At 60.7% G+C, this 17,101-nt stretch carries 18 protein-coding genes and 2 tRNA genes; 8 read left to right on the top strand and 12 right to left on the bottom strand.

What is annotated here, in order from left to right; all coding sequences use genetic code 11:
• Window positions 1-49 precede the first annotated feature (49 nt).
• From AB5Y76_RS01955 to AB5Y76_RS01925, 7 genes are all read right to left on the bottom strand, one after another.
• Complete coding sequence (locus tag AB5Y76_RS01955; protein ID WP_021230483.1) at window positions 50-1,258, bottom strand: NupC/NupG family nucleoside CNT transporter; 1,209 nt, start codon at window positions 1,256-1,258, stop codon at window positions 50-52.
• A 358-nt stretch (window positions 1,259-1,616) separates the two neighbouring features.
• Window positions 1,617-2,042, bottom strand: coding sequence for a glutaredoxin-dependent arsenate reductase (arsC, locus tag AB5Y76_RS01950; RefSeq protein WP_005338171.1), 426 nt, complete (start codon window positions 2,040-2,042; stop codon window positions 1,617-1,619).
• 75 nt (window positions 2,043-2,117) lie between these two features.
• A complete protein-coding gene (gene arsB, locus AB5Y76_RS01945; RefSeq protein ID WP_005338173.1) occupies window positions 2,118-3,182 on the bottom strand; it encodes an ACR3 family arsenite efflux transporter in 1,065 nt (354 codons plus the stop codon).
• A gap of 109 nt (window positions 3,183-3,291) precedes the next feature.
• Window positions 3,292-5,055 (bottom strand): arsenical pump-driving ATPase, encoded by a 1,764-nt coding sequence (arsA, locus tag AB5Y76_RS01940; protein ID WP_263717882.1) that lies wholly within the window; start codon window positions 5,053-5,055, stop codon window positions 3,292-3,294.
• Window positions 5,056-5,082: 27 nt separating this feature from the next.
• Window positions 5,083-5,451, bottom strand: coding sequence for an arsenite efflux transporter metallochaperone ArsD (gene arsD, locus AB5Y76_RS01935; protein ID WP_005347398.1), 369 nt, complete (start codon window positions 5,449-5,451; stop codon window positions 5,083-5,085).
• A 4-nt stretch (window positions 5,452-5,455) separates the two neighbouring features.
• Window positions 5,456-5,824, bottom strand: a complete 369-nt coding sequence (locus AB5Y76_RS01930) for a helix-turn-helix transcriptional regulator (RefSeq protein ID WP_005338181.1) — start codon at window positions 5,822-5,824, stop codon at window positions 5,456-5,458.
• Window positions 5,825-6,063: 239 nt separating this feature from the next.
• Window positions 6,064-6,462, bottom strand: a complete 399-nt coding sequence (locus AB5Y76_RS01925; RefSeq protein ID WP_005359119.1) for an META domain-containing protein — start codon at window positions 6,460-6,462, stop codon at window positions 6,064-6,066.
• A 157-nt stretch (window positions 6,463-6,619) separates the two neighbouring features.
• Between AB5Y76_RS01925 and AB5Y76_RS01920 the strand changes: the two genes are divergently transcribed.
• A complete protein-coding gene (locus AB5Y76_RS01920; RefSeq protein ID WP_005359117.1) occupies window positions 6,620-7,099 on the top strand; it encodes a hypothetical protein in 480 nt (159 codons plus the stop codon).
• Window position 7,100: 1 nt separating this feature from the next.
• Here the strand turns inward: AB5Y76_RS01920 and AB5Y76_RS01915 are convergent, their stop codons facing one another.
• Both AB5Y76_RS01915 and AB5Y76_RS01910 read right to left on the bottom strand, forming a co-directional pair.
• A complete protein-coding gene (locus AB5Y76_RS01915; RefSeq protein ID WP_263717883.1) occupies window positions 7,101-7,580 on the bottom strand; it encodes a putative 4-hydroxy-4-methyl-2-oxoglutarate aldolase in 480 nt (159 codons plus the stop codon).
• Window positions 7,581-7,622: 42 nt separating this feature from the next.
• The gene (locus AB5Y76_RS01910; protein WP_263717884.1) at window positions 7,623-8,030 is read right to left on the bottom strand and encodes a DUF3293 domain-containing protein; all 408 of its coding nucleotides are present in this window, start codon (window positions 8,028-8,030) and stop codon (window positions 7,623-7,625) included.
• Between the two features lie 396 nt (window positions 8,031-8,426).
• Here AB5Y76_RS01910 and arcA point away from each other — a divergent pair, with 396 nt between their 5' ends.
• The gene (arcA, locus tag AB5Y76_RS01905) at window positions 8,427-9,146 is read left to right on the top strand and encodes a two-component system response regulator ArcA (RefSeq protein WP_005338193.1); all 720 of its coding nucleotides are present in this window, start codon (window positions 8,427-8,429) and stop codon (window positions 9,144-9,146) included.
• Window positions 9,147-9,317: 171 nt separating this feature from the next.
• Here the strand turns inward: arcA and AB5Y76_RS01900 are convergent.
• Window positions 9,318-9,392, bottom strand: a tRNA-Gly gene (locus tag AB5Y76_RS01900).
• A 15-nt stretch (window positions 9,393-9,407) separates the two neighbouring features.
• A tRNA-Gly gene (locus AB5Y76_RS01895) sits at window positions 9,408-9,481 on the bottom strand.
• A 201-nt stretch (window positions 9,482-9,682) separates the two neighbouring features.
• Here AB5Y76_RS01895 and cydD point away from each other — a divergent pair.
• The 4 genes from cydD to AB5Y76_RS01875 all read left to right on the top strand — a co-directional run bounded on the left by cydD (window position 9,683) and on the right by AB5Y76_RS01875 (window position 14,117).
• Window positions 9,683-11,452 (top strand): cysteine/glutathione ABC transporter permease/ATP-binding protein CydD, encoded by a 1,770-nt coding sequence (gene cydD, locus AB5Y76_RS01890; protein ID WP_263717885.1) that lies wholly within the window; start codon window positions 9,683-9,685, stop codon window positions 11,450-11,452.
• Window positions 11,445-13,175: a cysteine/glutathione ABC transporter ATP-binding protein/permease CydC gene (gene cydC, locus AB5Y76_RS01885; RefSeq protein WP_263717886.1), complete on the top strand. Its 1,731-nt coding sequence runs from the start codon at window positions 11,445-11,447 to the stop codon at window positions 13,173-13,175. The genes cydD and cydC overlap by 8 nt, the downstream gene beginning before the upstream one ends.
• A gap of 174 nt (window positions 13,176-13,349) precedes the next feature.
• Window positions 13,350-13,721, top strand: coding sequence for an Rcs stress response system protein RcsF (gene rcsF, locus AB5Y76_RS01880; protein WP_013723982.1), 372 nt, complete (start codon window positions 13,350-13,352; stop codon window positions 13,719-13,721).
• A 9-nt stretch (window positions 13,722-13,730) separates the two neighbouring features.
• The gene (locus AB5Y76_RS01875; RefSeq protein ID WP_263717887.1) at window positions 13,731-14,117 is read left to right on the top strand and encodes a DUF488 domain-containing protein; all 387 of its coding nucleotides are present in this window, start codon (window positions 13,731-13,733) and stop codon (window positions 14,115-14,117) included.
• A 159-nt stretch (window positions 14,118-14,276) separates the two neighbouring features.
• Here AB5Y76_RS01875 and AB5Y76_RS01870 read toward each other — a convergent pair whose 3' ends face one another.
• Window positions 14,277-15,275 (bottom strand): NAD-dependent epimerase/dehydratase family protein, encoded by a 999-nt coding sequence (locus tag AB5Y76_RS01870; RefSeq protein WP_263717888.1) that lies wholly within the window; start codon window positions 15,273-15,275, stop codon window positions 14,277-14,279.
• A 212-nt stretch (window positions 15,276-15,487) separates the two neighbouring features.
• On the opposite strand from AB5Y76_RS01870, the gene tsaA reads away from it, so the two are divergent.
• Together tsaA and AB5Y76_RS01860 are read left to right on the top strand one after the other, a co-directional pair.
• Window positions 15,488-16,192, top strand: a complete 705-nt coding sequence (gene tsaA / locus AB5Y76_RS01865; RefSeq protein WP_263717889.1) for a tRNA (N6-threonylcarbamoyladenosine(37)-N6)-methyltransferase TrmO — start codon at window positions 15,488-15,490, stop codon at window positions 16,190-16,192.
• 288 nt (window positions 16,193-16,480) lie between these two features.
• Window positions 16,481-17,029 carry a cytochrome b gene (locus AB5Y76_RS01860; protein ID WP_263717890.1) on the top strand — a complete coding sequence of 183 codons (549 nt, stop codon included), beginning with the start codon at window positions 16,481-16,483 and terminating at the stop codon, window positions 17,027-17,029.
• The last annotated feature ends 72 nt before the right edge of the window (window positions 17,030-17,101 follow it).

Below are 17,101 nucleotides of genomic sequence, written 5' to 3'. Positions count from 1 at the left end.
CCCAGATGGGGCGGGCGCTTTTTTACTGGCGCAGCCTCGTTTTATCTCATCAGAGGGAGACAAAGATCCCGGCTAGGGTGGCACTCATCAGGTTGGCCAGGGTCGCCGCCAGCACCGCCTTGAAGCCCATATTGGCCACATCGTGACGGCGCTCCGGTGCCATGGTGCCGATGGAGCCAAGCTGCACCGCAATAGAGCCCAGATTGGCAAAACCGCAGAGGGCGAAGGTGATGATGATCTGGGTGTGGGCGCTCAGATCCGCCTTGATATTGGCAAAATCCAGATAGGCGACGAACTCGTTCATGATCACCTTCTGACCAATCAGGGATCCTGCCGCCATCATCTCGCTAGCGGGCACGCCAATCAGCCAGGCCACCGGAGCAAACAGATAACCCAGCAACTGCTGCAGGGAGAGATCGGCCCAGCCGAACCACTCGCCGACTGTGGTGAGACCGGCGTTGATCATGGTAATGACGCTGACAAAGGCGAGCAGGATGGTGCCGATGGCCACGGCGATCTTCATGCCGCCCATGGCGCCGCCCGCCAGTGCGTCGATGGCGTTGCTGTAGTCGCTCTTGTCGAGGGTGATCTCGGTCTGATCGCTCACCTGCTGCTGTTCCGGCACCAAGAGTTTCGCCATCAAGAGGCCACCCGGCGCAGCCATAAAGGAGGCGGCGATGAGGTATTTCAGATCCACCCCCAGACCGGCGTAACCGCCCAGCACCGAGCCCGCCACCGAAGCCATGCCACAGGTCATCACCGCAAAGAGTTCGGAGCGGGTCATACCGGCGAGGAAGGGGCGAATAAGCAGCGGCGACTCCCCTTGCGACAGGAAGATATTGCCGGTGGCCACCAGGGATTCGGCGCGGCTGGTGCCGAGCAGGCGATGAATAGCGCCGCCCAGTACCCTGATCACCCACTGCATGATGCCGAAGTGGTAGAGCACGGCGATCAGCGCACTGATAAAGATCACCAGCGGCAGCACCCGCACCGCGAAGATAAAGCCGTTGCTGGCGAGATCGCCAAACACGAAACGAATGCCGCTGTCGGCAAAGCCGAGCAGGGCGGAGACGCCATTGCTCATGGCACCGAGCATGATTTGTCCGGGGGGGAAATAGAGCACCAGGGCAGCAAAACCGGTTTGCAGGGCGAGCGCCCCCAGCACGGTTCGCCAGCGGATGGCTCGGCGGTTTTCACTCGCCAGCCAGGCGATAAACATCAGGGCCAGCATACCGACCAGACTCAATAACAGTGTCATCTTGCACCTATGAAGAGAGGAGTTTCATATGGCAAGTCTGCAGACAGGCGTCGCGGGCGATCCGGCGAGAGAAGTGCCGACCCACGCGACACGCAGACCACAAACCTACAGGTTAGTGGCGGGTCCCATCCTGGGGTCATTCACGTTCCGGGTGACAGCATGTATCGGGTGACGCCAGCGCCGTCGCAGGGGGAGATGCGGCCGGGTGGCAGGTCGGGCGGCGATGGTACAGTGATCATCGTCACAGAAAAAGCGGTAAAACGATTGGCCGGAATAACTTTTTCAACTTGTTCACACAACGAAACAGGGCCAGCGTGACGCTGGCCCTGTTTCAATCCGTACTTGAGTACTCAGATGATTACTTGAGGCGCTTGCCGCTCGCATCCACCACCTGCTCGCCATCTTCCTTGGCGAAGGCCCCTTTTTGCTGATCGGGCAGAATATCGAGCACCACTTCCGACGGACGGCACAGTTTGGTGCCAAGCGGCGTGACCACGATGGGGCGGTTGATGAGGATGGGGTGGGCCAGCATGGCATCGATCAGTTCATCATCGCTGAAACGATCTTCCGCCAGACCGAGCGCCTCGTAGGGGGGGACGTTCTTGCGCAGCAGATCGCGCACCGGCATGGCCATGGCGGCGATCAGCGCCACCAGCTGGTCGCGTGAGGGCGGCGTCTCCAGATAGTGGATGACTGTGGGTTCCACGCCGCTGTTGCGGATCAGCTCCAGGGTGTTGCGGGAGGTACCACATTCCGGGTTGTGATAGATGGTGATTGCACTCATTTGCGTGTCTCTCATTAATCAAGTGAATAGAAAATGGATAGCATCAGTTAGTGGCCATCTGTTAACGGCCATCAGTTAGCGGCTTAGCCCCGCTTCGTACCAGGGTTTGCTGGCGTTAACCACCCGCACCACCAGCAGCATGACCGGTACCTCGATCAGCACACCAACCACGGTGGCGAGCGCCGCGCCGGAGTGAAAGCCGAACAGGCTGATGGCGGCGGCCACCGCCAGCTCGAAGAAGTTGGAGGCGCCGATCAGGGCGGAAGGACAGGCAACCGAGTGCTTCTCCCCCACCTTGCGGTTGAGCCAGTAAGCCAATCCCGAGTTGAACAGCACCTGGATCAGAATGGGCACCGCCAACAGGGCGATAACCAGCGGCTGCTCAATGATGGCGTTGCCCTGAAAGGCAAACAGCAACACCAGAGTGAGCAGCAGGGCCGCCACCGACCAGGGCTGGATGCGGGTCATGACGCCGTCAAAATGGGCCTCTCCCTTTTTCAGCAAGGCCTTGCGCAGCAGTTGGGCGATGATGACCGGAATGACGATATAGAGCACCACAGAGGTAAGCAGGGTATCCCACGGCACTATGATGCTGGAGACCCCGAGCAGCAGCGCCACCAGCGGTGCGAAGGCAAACACCATGATGAGGTCGTTCACCGCCACCTGCGACAGGGTGAAGTAGGGATCGCCGTTGGTAAGGCGACTCCAGACAAACACCATGGCGGTGCAGGGGGCCGCCGCCAGCAGGATCAGCCCCGCCACATAGCTGTCGAGTTGATCCGCCGGCAACCAGTCGGCAAACAGCACGCGGATAAAGAGCCAGCCGAGGAAGGCCATGGAGAAGGGTTTGACCAGCCAGTTGATAAAGAGGGTGACCCCAATCCCCTTCATGTGCCCCTTCACCTGATGCAGGGCGCCAAAGTCGATCTTGAGTAGCATGGGGATGATCATCACCCAGATCAGCAGCCCCACCGGCAGGTTGACCTTGGCCACCTCCATGGCACCGATCGCCTTGAAGAGATCCGGCAGCCCCTGCCCAAGCCCAATCCCCACCAGAATGCAGAGGGCGACCCAGGCGGTCAGATAACGTTCAAAAAAGCCGATGGCAGGCACGGCCTTGGCATCACATGTTGCAGACATCACAGCTCCCGATGCGGCGCAATTTCGCATCTTCTATTGGTTCAAAACACAGGTTTATAACAAGTAACGGCATATTCAAGCCGCCCCGGCTGCTGGCCGGGGCGGCGACTCAATGGTGCTGGCAGAGGCGGCGCAGGGCATCGGGCCCCACCGGCTCTTCGGCGAGCAGCGGCACCACGGCGAAGCGGCTGGCGTGTTGCTGCTCGACTGCCTCGATATGGGGCAACTGGCGCTCAGCCCGCAGTTGCAGCAGCGGTGAACTGACCGCGGCTTGCTGCAAGCTGTGGTTGATGAGCCAGCCCCAGGGCTCGATGCCGGCCCGGCGCAGATCGGCCTGCAGATTGGCAGCCTCCTGCACTGGCGTCGGCTCGGGCAGCGTCACAATCAACACCTTGGTCTGTTTGGGATCCTGCAACTGCATCATGGGGGTGGTGAAGTGCAACCCCTTGCTTCCCATCTGGCGAGCGATCTCCCTGTGGTAGGCGCCGGTGGCGTCGAGCAGCAGCAGGGTGTGGCCGGTGGGGGCTGTATCCATCACCACGAAGCGCTTGCCCGCCTCGCGAATGATGCGCGAGAAGGCCTGAAACACAGCGATCTCCTCGGTACAGGGGGAGCGCAAGTCCTCCTCCAGCAGTGCCCTTCCCTGCTCGTCCAGCGCCGCCCCCTTGGTGGCCAGCACCTGGGCGCGGTAACGCTCGGTCTCGGCGTGGGGGTCGATGCGGCTCACCTCCAGATGGGGCAAACTAGCTGCCAAGGTCTCACTCAGGTGCGCAGCGGGATCCGAGGTGGTGAGGTGCACCGGCAAACCGCGGCTCGCCAGCTCCACCGCCACGGCGGCCGCCAGGGTGGTTTTGCCCACCCCGCCCTTGCCCATCAGCATGATAAGGCCGTGACCATCGGCGGCAAGCTCGTCCACCAGCGAACTCAACTCGGGCTGGGCTTGCTTGACAGTGGACTGTACTGTCGGGGATTGGGCGGCTGTTCCCTCTGATTGCAGCAGCTGGCGCAAACTGTCGACCCCCACCAGATTGGTGGCCAGCAGCGGGATATGATCCTGCGCCAGCCCCTTGATCCCCTGCGGCATCTGGGCGAGAGCCTGTTGCTCGCGCTGCCAGAGCGCCATTGCCAGCGGATCTCCGGCAATGGCGCCTTCGGGGAAGAGGCCATTGCTCACCAGTTGCTGATTCAACAAGCCGATGGCGGCAAGCTCCTCGTGGGTGCGGGCCACTTCCCGCAGAGTGGATTGCTGGGCCCGCGCCACCAGCACCAAGCGGGTGCGAGCGGCATCCGCCAGCGCGGCGACCGCCTCGGCATACTGGCTTCGCTGTTTCTCCAACCCAGCCAGCGGGCCGAGGCAGGAGGCATCCCCCTTGCCCTGCTCCAGAAATTCGCTCCAGGCACCCGGCAGTTGCAGCAGCCGGATGGTGTGGCCGGTTGGGGCCGTATCAAAGACGATATGGTCATACTCGGCCAGCAGCGTTTGGTCGGTCAGCAACGCGGTGAACTCGTCAAAGGCGGCGATCTCGGTGGTGCAGGCGCCGGAGAGCTGCTCCTCGATGCTGCGCACCACGCTCTCGGGCAACTTGCCGCGCACCGGTCCGACAATCCGCTCCCGATAGGCTTTGGCCGCCGCGGGGGGATCTATCTCCAGCGCCGACAAACCGGGCACCGTGGCGATGGCAGTGACCCGATTGCCGATCTCGGTGGCAAACACCTGCCCCACGTTGGAGGCAGGGTCGGTGCTCACCAGCAGCACCCGCTTGCCAATATCACAGAGAGCCACCGCACTGGCGCAGGCCAGCGAGGTCTTGCCCACCCCGCCCTTGCCGGTGAAGAAGAGAAACGGCGGTGGATTGGTCAGAAAATGATACATAGCCTCTCCCGAATGGTGCGTCGCGACTCAGCAGCAACCGCTGCCAGAGCAGCAACCGCCCTTGACGATCCCCTTGATGGCCGCTTGCGGCGCAGGCAGCCCGGCATAACGGGCCAGCTCGCTGCGGCTCGGATAACGGCCGGTCAACACCACCTGTCCCTCCACCAGCACCAGTGGCAACCCCTCCTCCCCGGCGTGGGTCAGAAAAGCACTGACGGCAGGTGTCTCGGCAAATTGCATCGGCTGCTGGGCCAGATTGAAACGCTCGATGGCAACTCCCTGCTCCTTGGCCCAGGCAAGGTCGGCTGCGAAGGTGACCAGTGCCTGATCAACCTCGGTACCGCAGACACCGCTGGAGCAGCAGAGGGCGGGATCAAAAATCTGAATGGAGGACATGGCATTACTCCTTGTTGCAGCAGGGCTGCGCAGGCAGAACATGGGGGGAGCAGGCTGACTCGGCACGCATCACGCCGCACGCCTCAGGATGACCGGCGCAGCACTCCTCGGTGAGGTAGGCGATCACATCCAGCATCAGGGGAATATTGGCGCGGTAGCGCAGAAAGCGCCCCTCCTGCTCCACCGACAGCAGACCGGTGTTGAGCATCGCCTTGAGGTGAAACGAGAGGGTATTGGGGGCAATATCGAGCTCGCTGGCCAGTTCACCGGCGACTCGCCCCTCCAGCCCGGCCTTCACCAGCAGCCGCCATACATCGAGCCGGATGCCGGATGCCAGCGATTCAAAGACCTTGGTGGCCATCTCTTTGTTCATCTTCACTCCCCTTGGTGCAACCTTTCATTTCAACTATACAAGAATCATTGAAATGATCAAGATACGTACCGAAGCAAAGATACGAGATTCTGGCATCAAACCGGGCAGAAAGAGGAATCGACAAGTGAACAACAGTTGCGGACGGCCACACAGGGTTCATCGCAGATAAACAGACGCCCTCCAGAGGGAGGGCGTATCAGACAGTCAGCGCTGTCGGGGCAATCAGACGAACGCGTGCCTTATTTGGCAGCAGGCACAGCGTTAAAGGTGAGCAGGGCAGCCTTGTTGGCATCGCTCAGGGTCAACTGGTTGCCGTTGATGGAGTAAGTTGCCACCTTCTCCAGCTTTTGCAGGAACTCGGTCTCTTTGTTCATGGCGTCGCCGATGCACATCATGCGAGTGGAGCCCATGGCGCCCAGCGTCAAGACACCGTCACCCTGCTTGGTGATGCCGCCAAAATAGCGGTTGCAGCCGCCCTTGCCCGCCACCTTGCCGTCGACCACTTGCAGGGTGAAGGTATCGCCGGTGGCGCCTTGCAGCTGCCAGCTGGATGCTTGCAGTTGAGCCATGCTGGAACCTGTTGCCATTGCGCAGCCTCCCAGTGCCAGCGCGGCCAGCAGAGTCAGTTTCTTGTTCATGGATTCACCTCTTAATGATTAGAGCCATCAATACGGCAGCCTGTTTAACATGGCTGGCGCCCATGCCAAAGGATTTTATTGTGATCTCCCTTCACTTTACTACCAGCTGGCATGTGCCATGCTTAGGCTCAGTTCCGGACCCAGGGAGGGGAAACGAATGGTCAAATCGCTCATCATCACACTGCTTGCAACCTGCGCCAGCATGGCCGCACAGGCCGCCGACTGGGCAGTGGTTCAGCCGCAATCCAACCCGTCTCTCTATGTCAAAAGTTACTCGGGTGTGCTGCTCAATGGCCATAGCCATCACAGCGACAGTTTTGATCTCTGGCTGGTCAATAGCGGCTATCAATATCCGGTGGTGGATGATGTGACCCTCTTCATGGAAGCGGGCCCGGCGGTAGCGGATCAGAATCGCACATCCGGTTTCAATATGAGTTCGGGGATACGCTACCAGCTCTCTCCGGCATTCAATATCGGCAGCCAGATCAAGCATCTTGATCTCAACAAGGCCAGCACCCTGCTGGAGCTCAACTCCAACCTGCTGCTGACACCGAGACTCTCCCTCACCGCCAACTACGGGGTCAGCGCCATCACAGCCGATCAGGCGCTGAGCCTGGGGGTCGGTTTCAACTTCTGAATCAGATCAGCGGCGTGGCACTCACCACCACGCCGTTGCGATCCGCATAGACGTAATCCCCTTCGTGGATGGTCACACCGGCAAAGCTGACCACGGCCCCCAGCTCTCCCAATCCTCGCTTCTCGGTCTTGACCGGACAGGCCGCCAGCGCCTTGACCCCGAGCGCCAATGTCGCCAGGGTGCCCACATCCCGCGCCGCGCCGTGGATCAGGATCCCCTCCCACCCCTGCTCCACCGCCTTGACCGCCAGTTGATCGCCAAGCAGCGCACGGCGCAGCGAGCCACCACCATCGATCACCATCACCTTGCCGTGACCGTGGCGGGTCACCAGATCCCGCACCAGACTGTTGTCTTCATAACAGGAGAGCGTTACGGCGCGACCATAGAAGATGGCCTTACCGCCAAAATCCTGAAACACCGGGTCGGCTACTTGCAGCAAGTCGCCATGTTGATCGCAGAGGTCGGGCAGGAGATCCAGCATGATTTGATTCCTTTCAGATGCATGAAGGTGTTCATTCTTTCATCAGTCAAGGTTTCTGGCAATCCAGAAGGATTCAATATTGCCCAGACAAACAGCTGATTTATCCGTCAATACTGGCACCAGCCAGAGCTGGCTATCCTCCACCCAGTAGATGGCGTTCTGGCCAAAACGGGCAGCCAGCTGACGGGCTTGTGGCAGGCATAGCGCCACCGCCAGCGATGACTCCTGCCAGCGTTCGTCCGGGTCAGATCCCCAAAATGGCCCCACCACGGGCACCTGCAAATCCACGGTCAGATGGCGCCACAGCGCCCGTTCCCGCCGCATATTGCGTCGTTCTGTGACCCACTGGCTGGCCGGATTCCAGGCAGTGATGATGGCAAAAGCAGACCAGTCTGGTGGCTCAAATGGCGCGATAAAGCAGATTTTCTTGTAGTTTTCCCACAAATTCATGTCAATCACATGTTACATTCCATTACATTTTGTAGGGGCGAAAACCCGGTTCAGGCCAAGTATGATGCTGCTGTACCAGGGTTTGACCTATATCAAATCAGAGTTAAAAAGTTGCTATCTGACGGCAAAGAGTGTTGTTATGCTCCTGTTAACTGATAAAATGCGGCCACTTTCGTAATGGACGACCTTTCCAGGCTCTGCTCGACCAGACTTGTCGGGAACCTATAAGTGGCACAGGGATACTTGCCGGTACTGATGCCTAATTCGCGATATTCCGACCTGACTCTCATACCCAGGATGACGTAATAAATTTTCAGGATCAGTCAGGAAATCGGTTTGAAACGCCAAAGAGTGTTAAATTTAAGATAATTAACTGATAAGAATCTGGGAATACTCATGCAAACACCACACATTCTGATCGTCGAAGACGAGCTGGTCACACGCAATACCCTGAAAAGCATTTTTGAAGCCGAAGGCTACATCGTGCTCGAAGCCAACAACGGCGACGAAATGCACCAGGCCCTCACTTCCCACACCATCAATCTGGTGATCATGGACATCAACCTGCCGGGCAAGAACGGCCTGCTGCTGGCCCGTGAGCTGCGTGAGAACGACAACATCGCCCTGATGTTCCTGACCGGTCGTGACAACGAAGTGGACAAGATCCTGGGTCTGGAGATCGGCGCCGATGATTACATCACCAAGCCGTTCAACCCCCGTGAGCTGACCATCCGTGCCCGCAACCTGCTGAGCCGCACCATGAACGTGGCTGCCGGTGGCGAAGAGAAGAAGCTGGTTGAGCGCTACCTGTTCAACGGCTGGGCGCTGGATATTAACAGCCGCGCACTGGTCAGCCCGACTGGCGACATGTTCAAGCTGCCGCGCTCCGAGTTCCGCGCCATGCTGCACTTCTGCGAAAACCCGGGCCAGATCCAGACCCGTGCCGAGCTGCTGAAGAAGATGACCGGCCGTGAGCTCAAGCCCCACGACCGTACCGTTGACGTGACCATCCGTCGCATTCGCAAGCACTTCGAAAGCGTCAACGATACTCCGGAGATCATCGCCACCATCCACGGCGAAGGCTACCGTTTCTGTGGTGAGCTGGAGCAGGAATAAGCTCCCGCGACGCTGTTGATCTGAAAAGGCGCCTCGGGCGCCTTTTATGTCTCTGCGATTTGCCTTAAAAGCTGAGAAACGGTGAGCGTGACGTCGAACGGCGCACAAGACAGATGAGACGGATGAAAAACAAAAAGCCCACTCGCAGGAGTGGGCTTTTTGTTTTGAAGCTGGAGCGGGCAGCGGGAATCGAACCCGCATCATCAGCTTGGAAGGCTGAGGTAATAGCCATTATACGATGCCCGCCTGGCATCTGAAATTTGGAGCGGGTGATGGGAATCGAACCCACGTATGCAGCTTGGGAAGCTACCGTTCTACCATTGAACTACACCCGCGTCAGGGCTCCTACTATATGCATTTTGCCGCCGAGCGCAATGGCGCCTTTGCCACTTTTTTCAATAAATCAATCTGTTCGGACAAGGATTGAACAGACGGTTGCTTTTTCAATCAAACATTTTCAACACAGATAATTTACAAGGTTGCCAAGGCCAAACGGCAAGGATAGTCTTGCGCCACTCGACGCGAGGATGGTGGTAATGGATAAAAAAACGCAAAAACGTCTCTATGGCTGGTTGCGCAAGCAATCGAGTCACGGTCGCCGCTGGATCACGATTTCCATCGCTTTTGGCCTTGGCCAGGGCATTCTGATGGTGGCGCAAGCCTGGCTGCTGGCGACCCTGTTGCACGGCTTTATCATCGAAGGCTCCACGCCTGAGCAATCCATCACGCTCTTTATTACCCTGCTGTTGGTGACGCTTGGCAAAGCGGCGCTGGCCTACGGCCGCGAAGTGGCCAGCTTCAAGGCGGGCAGCGCGGTGCGCCAGACCATCCGCCAGCTGGTGCTCACTCGCTTGAGTCGTCTCGGCCCTGCCTATATCCAGCGCCGTCCGGCCGGTAGCTGGGCCAGCCTGCTGCTGGAACAGATTGAAAATATGCAGGATTTCTTCTCCCGCTATCTGCCGCAGATGGCCATCGCCGTCTTTATTCCGGTGGTCATTCTGGTGGCCGTGTTCCCGGTCAACTGGGCGGCGGGCCTGATCCTGCTGGGCACTGCGCCCCTCATCCCCATCTTTATGATCCTGGTGGGTGTGGGCGCCGCCGATGCCAACCGCCGCAACTTTCAGGCGCTGGCCCGTCTCTCCGGCCACTTCCTCGATCGGCTGAAGGGGCTGCGTACCCTGCAACTCTTTATGCGTACCCAGGCAGAAGGTGACGCTATTCGCGACGCCTCGGAAGATTTTCGTGAGCGCACCATGGAAGTGCTGCGCCTGGCATTTTTGAGCACCGCCGTGCTGGAGTTCTTCGCCGCGATTTCAGTCGCGCTGGTCGCCGTCTACTTCGGCTTCTCTTATATCGACCATCTGAACTTTGGTAGCTATGGGGTCAAGGTCACCCTCTTTACCGGCCTGTTCGTGCTGTTTCTCGCCCCCGAGTTCTACGCCCCGCTGCGGGAACTGGGTGCCCACTACCACGCCAAGGCGCAGGCCATTGGCGCTGCCGAGCAGTTGCTTGAATTCCTCGAAGCCGAGGTGAGCGAGCCGGCCGCAGGCACGGCGCCGTTCCATGCCGACAGCCCGGTCAAGGTAGAAGCCAAAGCCCTTGAAGTGCTGAGCGCCGAAGGCAAGGTGCTGGTCGGCCCCATCGACTTCACCCTGGAAGCCGGTTCGCGCACCGCCCTCATCGGCGTCAGCGGCGCAGGCAAGAGCTCGCTGGTCAACGCCCTGCTCGGCTTTGCTCCCTATCGTGGCGAGCTCAAGGTCAACGGACAGGAACTCGCCACCCTCGACATGAGCCAGTGGCGCCTGCAACTGGGCTGGCTCTCGCAAAACCCGCAGCTGTTCCACGCCTCCTTGCGCGACAACCTGCTGCTGGCCAAGCCAACGGCCAGCGATGCCGAGCTGGAAGATGCCCTGAAACGGTCGCAGGCGTGGGAATTTGCCATGGAGAAGGGGCTCGACTATCCGGTCGGCGATCAGGCGGGCGGCCTCTCGGTCGGTCAGGCCCAGCGCCTTGCCCTGGCCCGTACCCTGCTCAAATCAACCCAGCTGATGGTGCTCGATGAGCCGACCGCCAGTCTGGATCGCCACTCCGAACGCGCCATCATGACCACCATTGAGCAGGCGATGGCTGGCCAGACCCTGCTGATGATCACCCACCACCTCGACCAGCTTACCAAGATGGACAAGATAATGGTGCTGGCCCGCGGCCAGCTGGTGGAGCAAGGCAGCTTCCAACAATTGAGTCAGGCGGATGGGCCTTTTGCCCGCCTGCTCTCCCAACGTTCCGGAGGTTCTCTCGATGAGTGATCTGTTGCCGTTTCTGCGCCTCTATCGCCAACACTGGCTCAGCCTCACCATTGGTTTGCTGCTGGCGCTGGTGACCCTGGCCGCTGGCATGGGGCTGCTCTCCCTCTCCGGCTGGTTCCTCTCCGCCGCTGCCGTGGCGGGGATGACAGTTGCGACGACCCATGCCTTTAACTACATGACCCCTGCAGGCGGGGTGCGCTTCTTCTCCATCGTCCGTACCGCCGGTCGCTGGGGTGAGCGGGTCGTGAGCCACGACGCCACCTTCCGGGTACTGACCCGACTGCGGGTCTGGTTCTGGCAGAAACTCTCGCCGCTATCCACCGGTACCCTGGCCGGTTTCCGTCAGGCGGATCTACTCAACCGGCTGGTGGCAGACATCGATGCGATGGACCACGTCTATCTGCGGCTGATCACCCCCATAGGCGCGGCCCTGCTCAGCACCGCCGGACTGGTCTTATTCCTGTCGTTTTTCGACAGCCGTCTCGCCCTCACCCTGGGTGCCATTCTGCTGTTTGGCATGATTGCCCTGCCGCTGGTGTTCTACTTCCTCGGCCGTCGCCCCGGTCAGGCGCTGATTGCCGAAAAATCGACCCTGCGCACCCGGATGGTGGACTATCTGGATGGTCAGGCCGAGCTGCAGATGTTTGCCGCCGCCCCCAAGGCGCTGGTTGAGCTGCAACAAGCCGAACAGGCACTGCTCGTCGCGCAGGCCCGGATGGCCAAGGTGAGCGGGCTGGCCAACTTCTCGGTGCAACTGCTGAGCGGCTGGACCCTGACCCTGATGCTCTGGCTGGCCGGTCATGGGGTAGCGGGTGCTGCGCCCGACCCCATTACCGCACTGATGGTCTTTGCCACCCTGGCAAGCTTCGAGGCGCTGATGCCGCTGGCGGGGGCTTTCCAGCACCTCTCCACCAGCCTCACCTCGGCACGCCGCCTGAACGAGATCCTGCAAGAGGCAAAAGCACCCGTGTGGGGCGACGAGCAGACCCACGCCACCGCTGGCGCCCTGCAGATCAATGACCTCTATTTTGGCTACCCCGGCAACCCTCAGCCGGTGCTGCGTGGCTGCACCCTGCAACTGCACGCCGGTGAAAAGCTGGCGCTGCTGGGCCAGACCGGCTGCGGCAAATCGACCCTGATGGGGCTGCTGACCCGGGAGTGGAGCCCGCAAGCAGGCAAGATCCTGCTGGATGGCAAGCCGCTCACCGACTACAGCGAAGGGGCGCTGCGCGCCTCCATCTCGGTGGTGAGCCAGCGGGTGCATCTGTTTGCCGATACCCTGCGGGACAACCTCAAACTGGCCGCCCCGACCGCCTCTGACGAGCAGCTGATTGCGGTACTGACCCAGGTCGGACTGGCCAATCTGCTGGAAGATGAGGCGGGCCTCGACGCCTGGCTGGGTGACGGCGGACGCCCCCTCTCCGGTGGCGAGCGTCGCCGTATCGGCATTGCCCGCGCCCTGCTGCACGATGCGCCGATCTGGCTGCTGGACGAACCGACCGAAGGGCTCGATAGCCAGACCGAGCGGGAGATCATGGATCTGCTGTTCCGGCTCGGGGCTGATCGCACCTTGCTGCTTATCTCCCACCGCCTGCTGGGGATGGAGCAGATGGACCGGATTGCCCTGATGGAAGAGGGACAGATCCGCCTCTGCGCCCCGCACGACGAGCTGCTGGGGGATGATTACTACCGCAGCCTCTATCAGCGGCTGGCTCCTGTTTGATATCAGGCTGATATCAGCCTGATGGGGGTCACACCCTGACAAACGGGCGCAAAACGGGGCTGGTCGCCGCAGGCGGCTGGCCCCTATAATGTCCCCCTCATTATTCAACAAGATGCCGACATGGAGCGCCTGCGCATTTCTACTGTCCTCATCACCGACACAAGATACGAGACGATGAAACGCCTGATCCTGATGATGCCCCTGATTGCCTCCGGCTGTGCCAACTACGCCTTCAACAGCAATCTGGATAAAGAGAACTTCGACGAATACTTCAAACCCGGTAGCGTGCGCATCTATGAACAAGATGAGCTGGCTGACCTCAACTACCTCTACCTCGGCACCATCGAGGGTGAATCCTGCCAGGCCGATGCCAACCAGCCGGTGCCCAACGCCGGTGAAGCGCGCACCCTGGCCCGCCGCCGCGCAGCCGACATGGGTGGCAACGGCGTCACCATCGACAAGTGTGCCGAGTTCAGCGACACCCCGGGCTGCCTGAAACAGGTGATCTGCTACGGGCAGGCACTGAAAGTGGCCGAAGAGAAGTAACTCGCTGTCATGGCCCTCGCTATCGTTTGCCTTGGCAGCCCGCGCCTGCCCGATGAGGGGCTGCGGATCGGCACGGTGCGCCGCCCGCCCCGCGGCGTACCCAAGAGCGAATTTGCCAGCCAGCATTGGTACGATGTCTGGTTTCCCAACCTGGCCCCCAGCAGCGAGACCATGAAGCTGGGGCTGGCAGCCGAGACACCCGCCCAGTGGGCAGGGTTTGGCAAACAGTACAAGGCCGAGATGGCGCAACCTGCCGCCAGGCATGATCTGGCGCTACTGGCCGCCCTCTCTCATACCACCAACCTCTCGGTCGGTTGCTACTGCGAGCAGGAGTCCCGCTGCCATCGCACCATCTTGAAAGAGCTGCTGGTAGCCGCGGGGGCCGCCATCCGCTAACTCGGTGAGCGACAGCGATGGGATGGGGAATCGCGTCAGCCGATCTTCAGTAGCCATCAGGTATGAATAGACAGAGAGGGCATCCCGCGGGATGCCCTCTCTCGTTGTGTTCGCGCTATCGCAGCAATTTTCCGCAGCAGCGGCTCGATGCCCCCCCTCCTAATGCAGACTGGGCTCCAGCAACTGCTGCCGCAGCGAAGTCTCCTCGGCCTGAGTCATGGCATTCTCCGCTACCTCGGCGGCAGGCTCGATGGCCAGCCAGTGGGCAAGGTCGGCGGCGGTCTCCTCCAGAGGCCGAAAGTTCAATCCCTTAACGATGGCCGCCTCGGCGCTTATAGTGCCGTAACCGGCAAATTCCGACTGCGCGCAGGGCAGCAGGGTGGGATAGCTCTGCCAGGGCTCGATACCGGCTGCCATCAGGGTGGGCCAGGGCAGCCACTCGGGCTGGATGGGGCGAGCGGGCTGCAACCTAGCGCTCAGCCGCTCCAGCCAGTCACTCAAGGTAATACCGGATTTGAGCAAGTTGAATGTGCCCCCCAACTGCTGCTCCGCCGCACGCAGCACAAACTCGGCGCAGTCGCGCACATCGAGATACTGCAAGCGATCCTCGCCACTGCCCGGCAGCAACCAGGGCCCGCCCTGCTGCACCCGCTTAATCCACCAGGCCATGCGCCCGGTAGGATCATGGGGGCCACACAGTACGCCCGGGCGCAGGATGCAAAGCCGCTCGCCCCAGCAGGCGCGATACTCCTGCTCGCACAACACCTTGAGCGGGCCATAGTCAGTGGGCATTTCACCTTCGGGGATAGCATGCAGCGGCGCCGACTCATTCATCCCAGGCATTGAGAAATCGCGATAGACGCTGATGGTGGAGATAAAGATCAGCCGCGCGCAGCGCCCGAGCAAAGCTGCCGAGAGGCTCGCCGCCTGCTCAGGGCGATAGCAGCAGGTATCGATGACGAGATCCCACTGCAAACTGGCCCCTTGCAGGGCGATCAGGCTCTTGTCCCTGTCGCCGGTGAGCTGCACCAGATCGCGCCAGTCCGGATGCTGGTGCAGGCCACGGTTGAACAGAGTCACTTCATGGCCCCAATCCAGCGCCAGCGCGGTGAGGTGGCGCCCCAAAAAGCCGGTGCCACCGATAATCAGCAATTTCATCCCTCTCCCTCCCCCTTGGACGCGAGTGCACATATTTCATCCTGACACGCCAATGCCTCCACCCTACGCAACTCGGCGCGCGGGCACAGCCCCCGACTGGCCGGGATGGGACAGGGATCACGGCAGCGCCGCAGAAAAGGGCGTAGTGAGGCCGAACCTGCGTTTTGGGGCCGCCTGTGCTAAATTGCCGGGGTTTTCAGTCAGGATCCACCATGAAGTTCGAAATCGACACCCTCGGGATCATCTGTTCTCCCTACAAGGAGAAGTTCGCCATCCCCCGCCAGCCCGGACTGGTCAAATCGGCCCGCGCCCGCCTCGAGCTGCTCCCCCCTTACGATCAGCCGGATGTGCTGCGCGGCATCGAGCAGTTCTCCCATCTGTGGCTCAGCTTCGTGTTTCACCAGACCATGGCGCAAGGCTGGCACCCGACGGTGCGCCCGCCGCGCCTTGGCGGCAACGAACGGGTCGGCGTCTTTGCCACTCGCTCCACCTTCCGCCCCAATCCGCTCGGGCTCTCGGTGGTCGAGCTGCACGGGGTTGGTCGCGAGCGGAGCAAGCTGTGGCTAGAGCTGGGGGCGGTGGATCTGCTCGATGGCACCCCCATCGTCGATATCAAGCCCTACATCCCCTATGCCGACAGCCTGCCGGATGCCCGTGGTGGTTTTGCCCCCGACGCCCCCACCCCGCCGCTGGCGGTGAGCTTCAGTGCCGAGGCCGAGCAGCAGTTGCAACCCTGGCTCAAGGCTCACCCCGAGCTGCGCCAGCTGGTGAGCGAAGTGCTGGCGCAAGATCCGCGCCCCGCCTACAAGAAGGGCAAGCCCGATGAGAAGGAGTACGGGGTGCGGCTGTTTGACTGCAACGTCCGTTTTCGCATCAGCGAGCCGGATTGCTTGGTGCTGGCCATCGAGCCTGCCTGAACCTGGGCGGGCTGACATCGCTGATGCTATTTCACGCCTTCTTCACGTCACAAGGGGCTTAATGAGCCTGTAAATTGTGTGGCATTGATCAGACTATCCACCCGGTTGCCAGTGATACCATGCAGACAGCAGAGGGGATCTCCTCTCTGACTGATGCCAGCAGCAGGCTATCGATGTATGGCAAGCATGGCAGCCAGCCTGTTGCCGCCAAGGGATCTGGCCTCGCCCCGACACGTTTGAGTGCGGGGATGCCACACGGATGTGACAGCACTTCGAAGGAACAAACCTATGCTGATGAACAGTGAACAACGTTATGGCACCCTGAATATCGGGCTGCACTGGCTGACCCTGTGGGCCATGATCGCCGTCTACGCCCTGATCGAATTTCGCGATATCTTCCCCAAAGGGGACCCAGGCCGGGATCTGATGAAGGAGTGGCACTTTATGCTGGGGCTGCTTATCTTCGCCCTGGTGTTTGTCAGACTGGCACTGCGCTGGATGAGCCCGACACCCCGCATCGTGCCCGAGCTCTCCCCGGTCATGCACAAGCTGGCAAAACTGGCCCACCTCGCCCTCTACGGTTTTCTGATTCTCACCCCGCTGTTTGGCTGGCTGCTGCTGAGCGCCGCGGGCAAACCCATCCCCTTCTTCGGGCTTGAGCTGCCTGCCCTGCTTTCCCCCAGTCCGGATCTCAAGGGACTGATCAAGGAGGTGCACGAGACGCTGGGCAATATCGGTTACGCCCTGATAGGCCTGCACACGCTGGCCGCCCTCTATCACCACCATATTCTCAAAGACAACACCCTCACCAATATGCTGCCGCCGCGCCGCAGCTAACGGGTAACGGGGAAACGCAGAGGGGGCCATCGTGGCCCCCTCTCTGTTTTCCTGAACAACCGTCATCTGCAC

The sequence above is a fragment of the Aeromonas sp. R1-2 genome (genome assembly GCF_040908505.1).
Taxonomy (GTDB): Bacteria; Pseudomonadota; Gammaproteobacteria; order Enterobacterales; family Aeromonadaceae; genus Aeromonas; species Aeromonas veronii.
The sequence above is the reverse complement of the archived record's forward strand: the minus strand, read 5'-3'. Positions and strand labels throughout refer to the sequence as shown.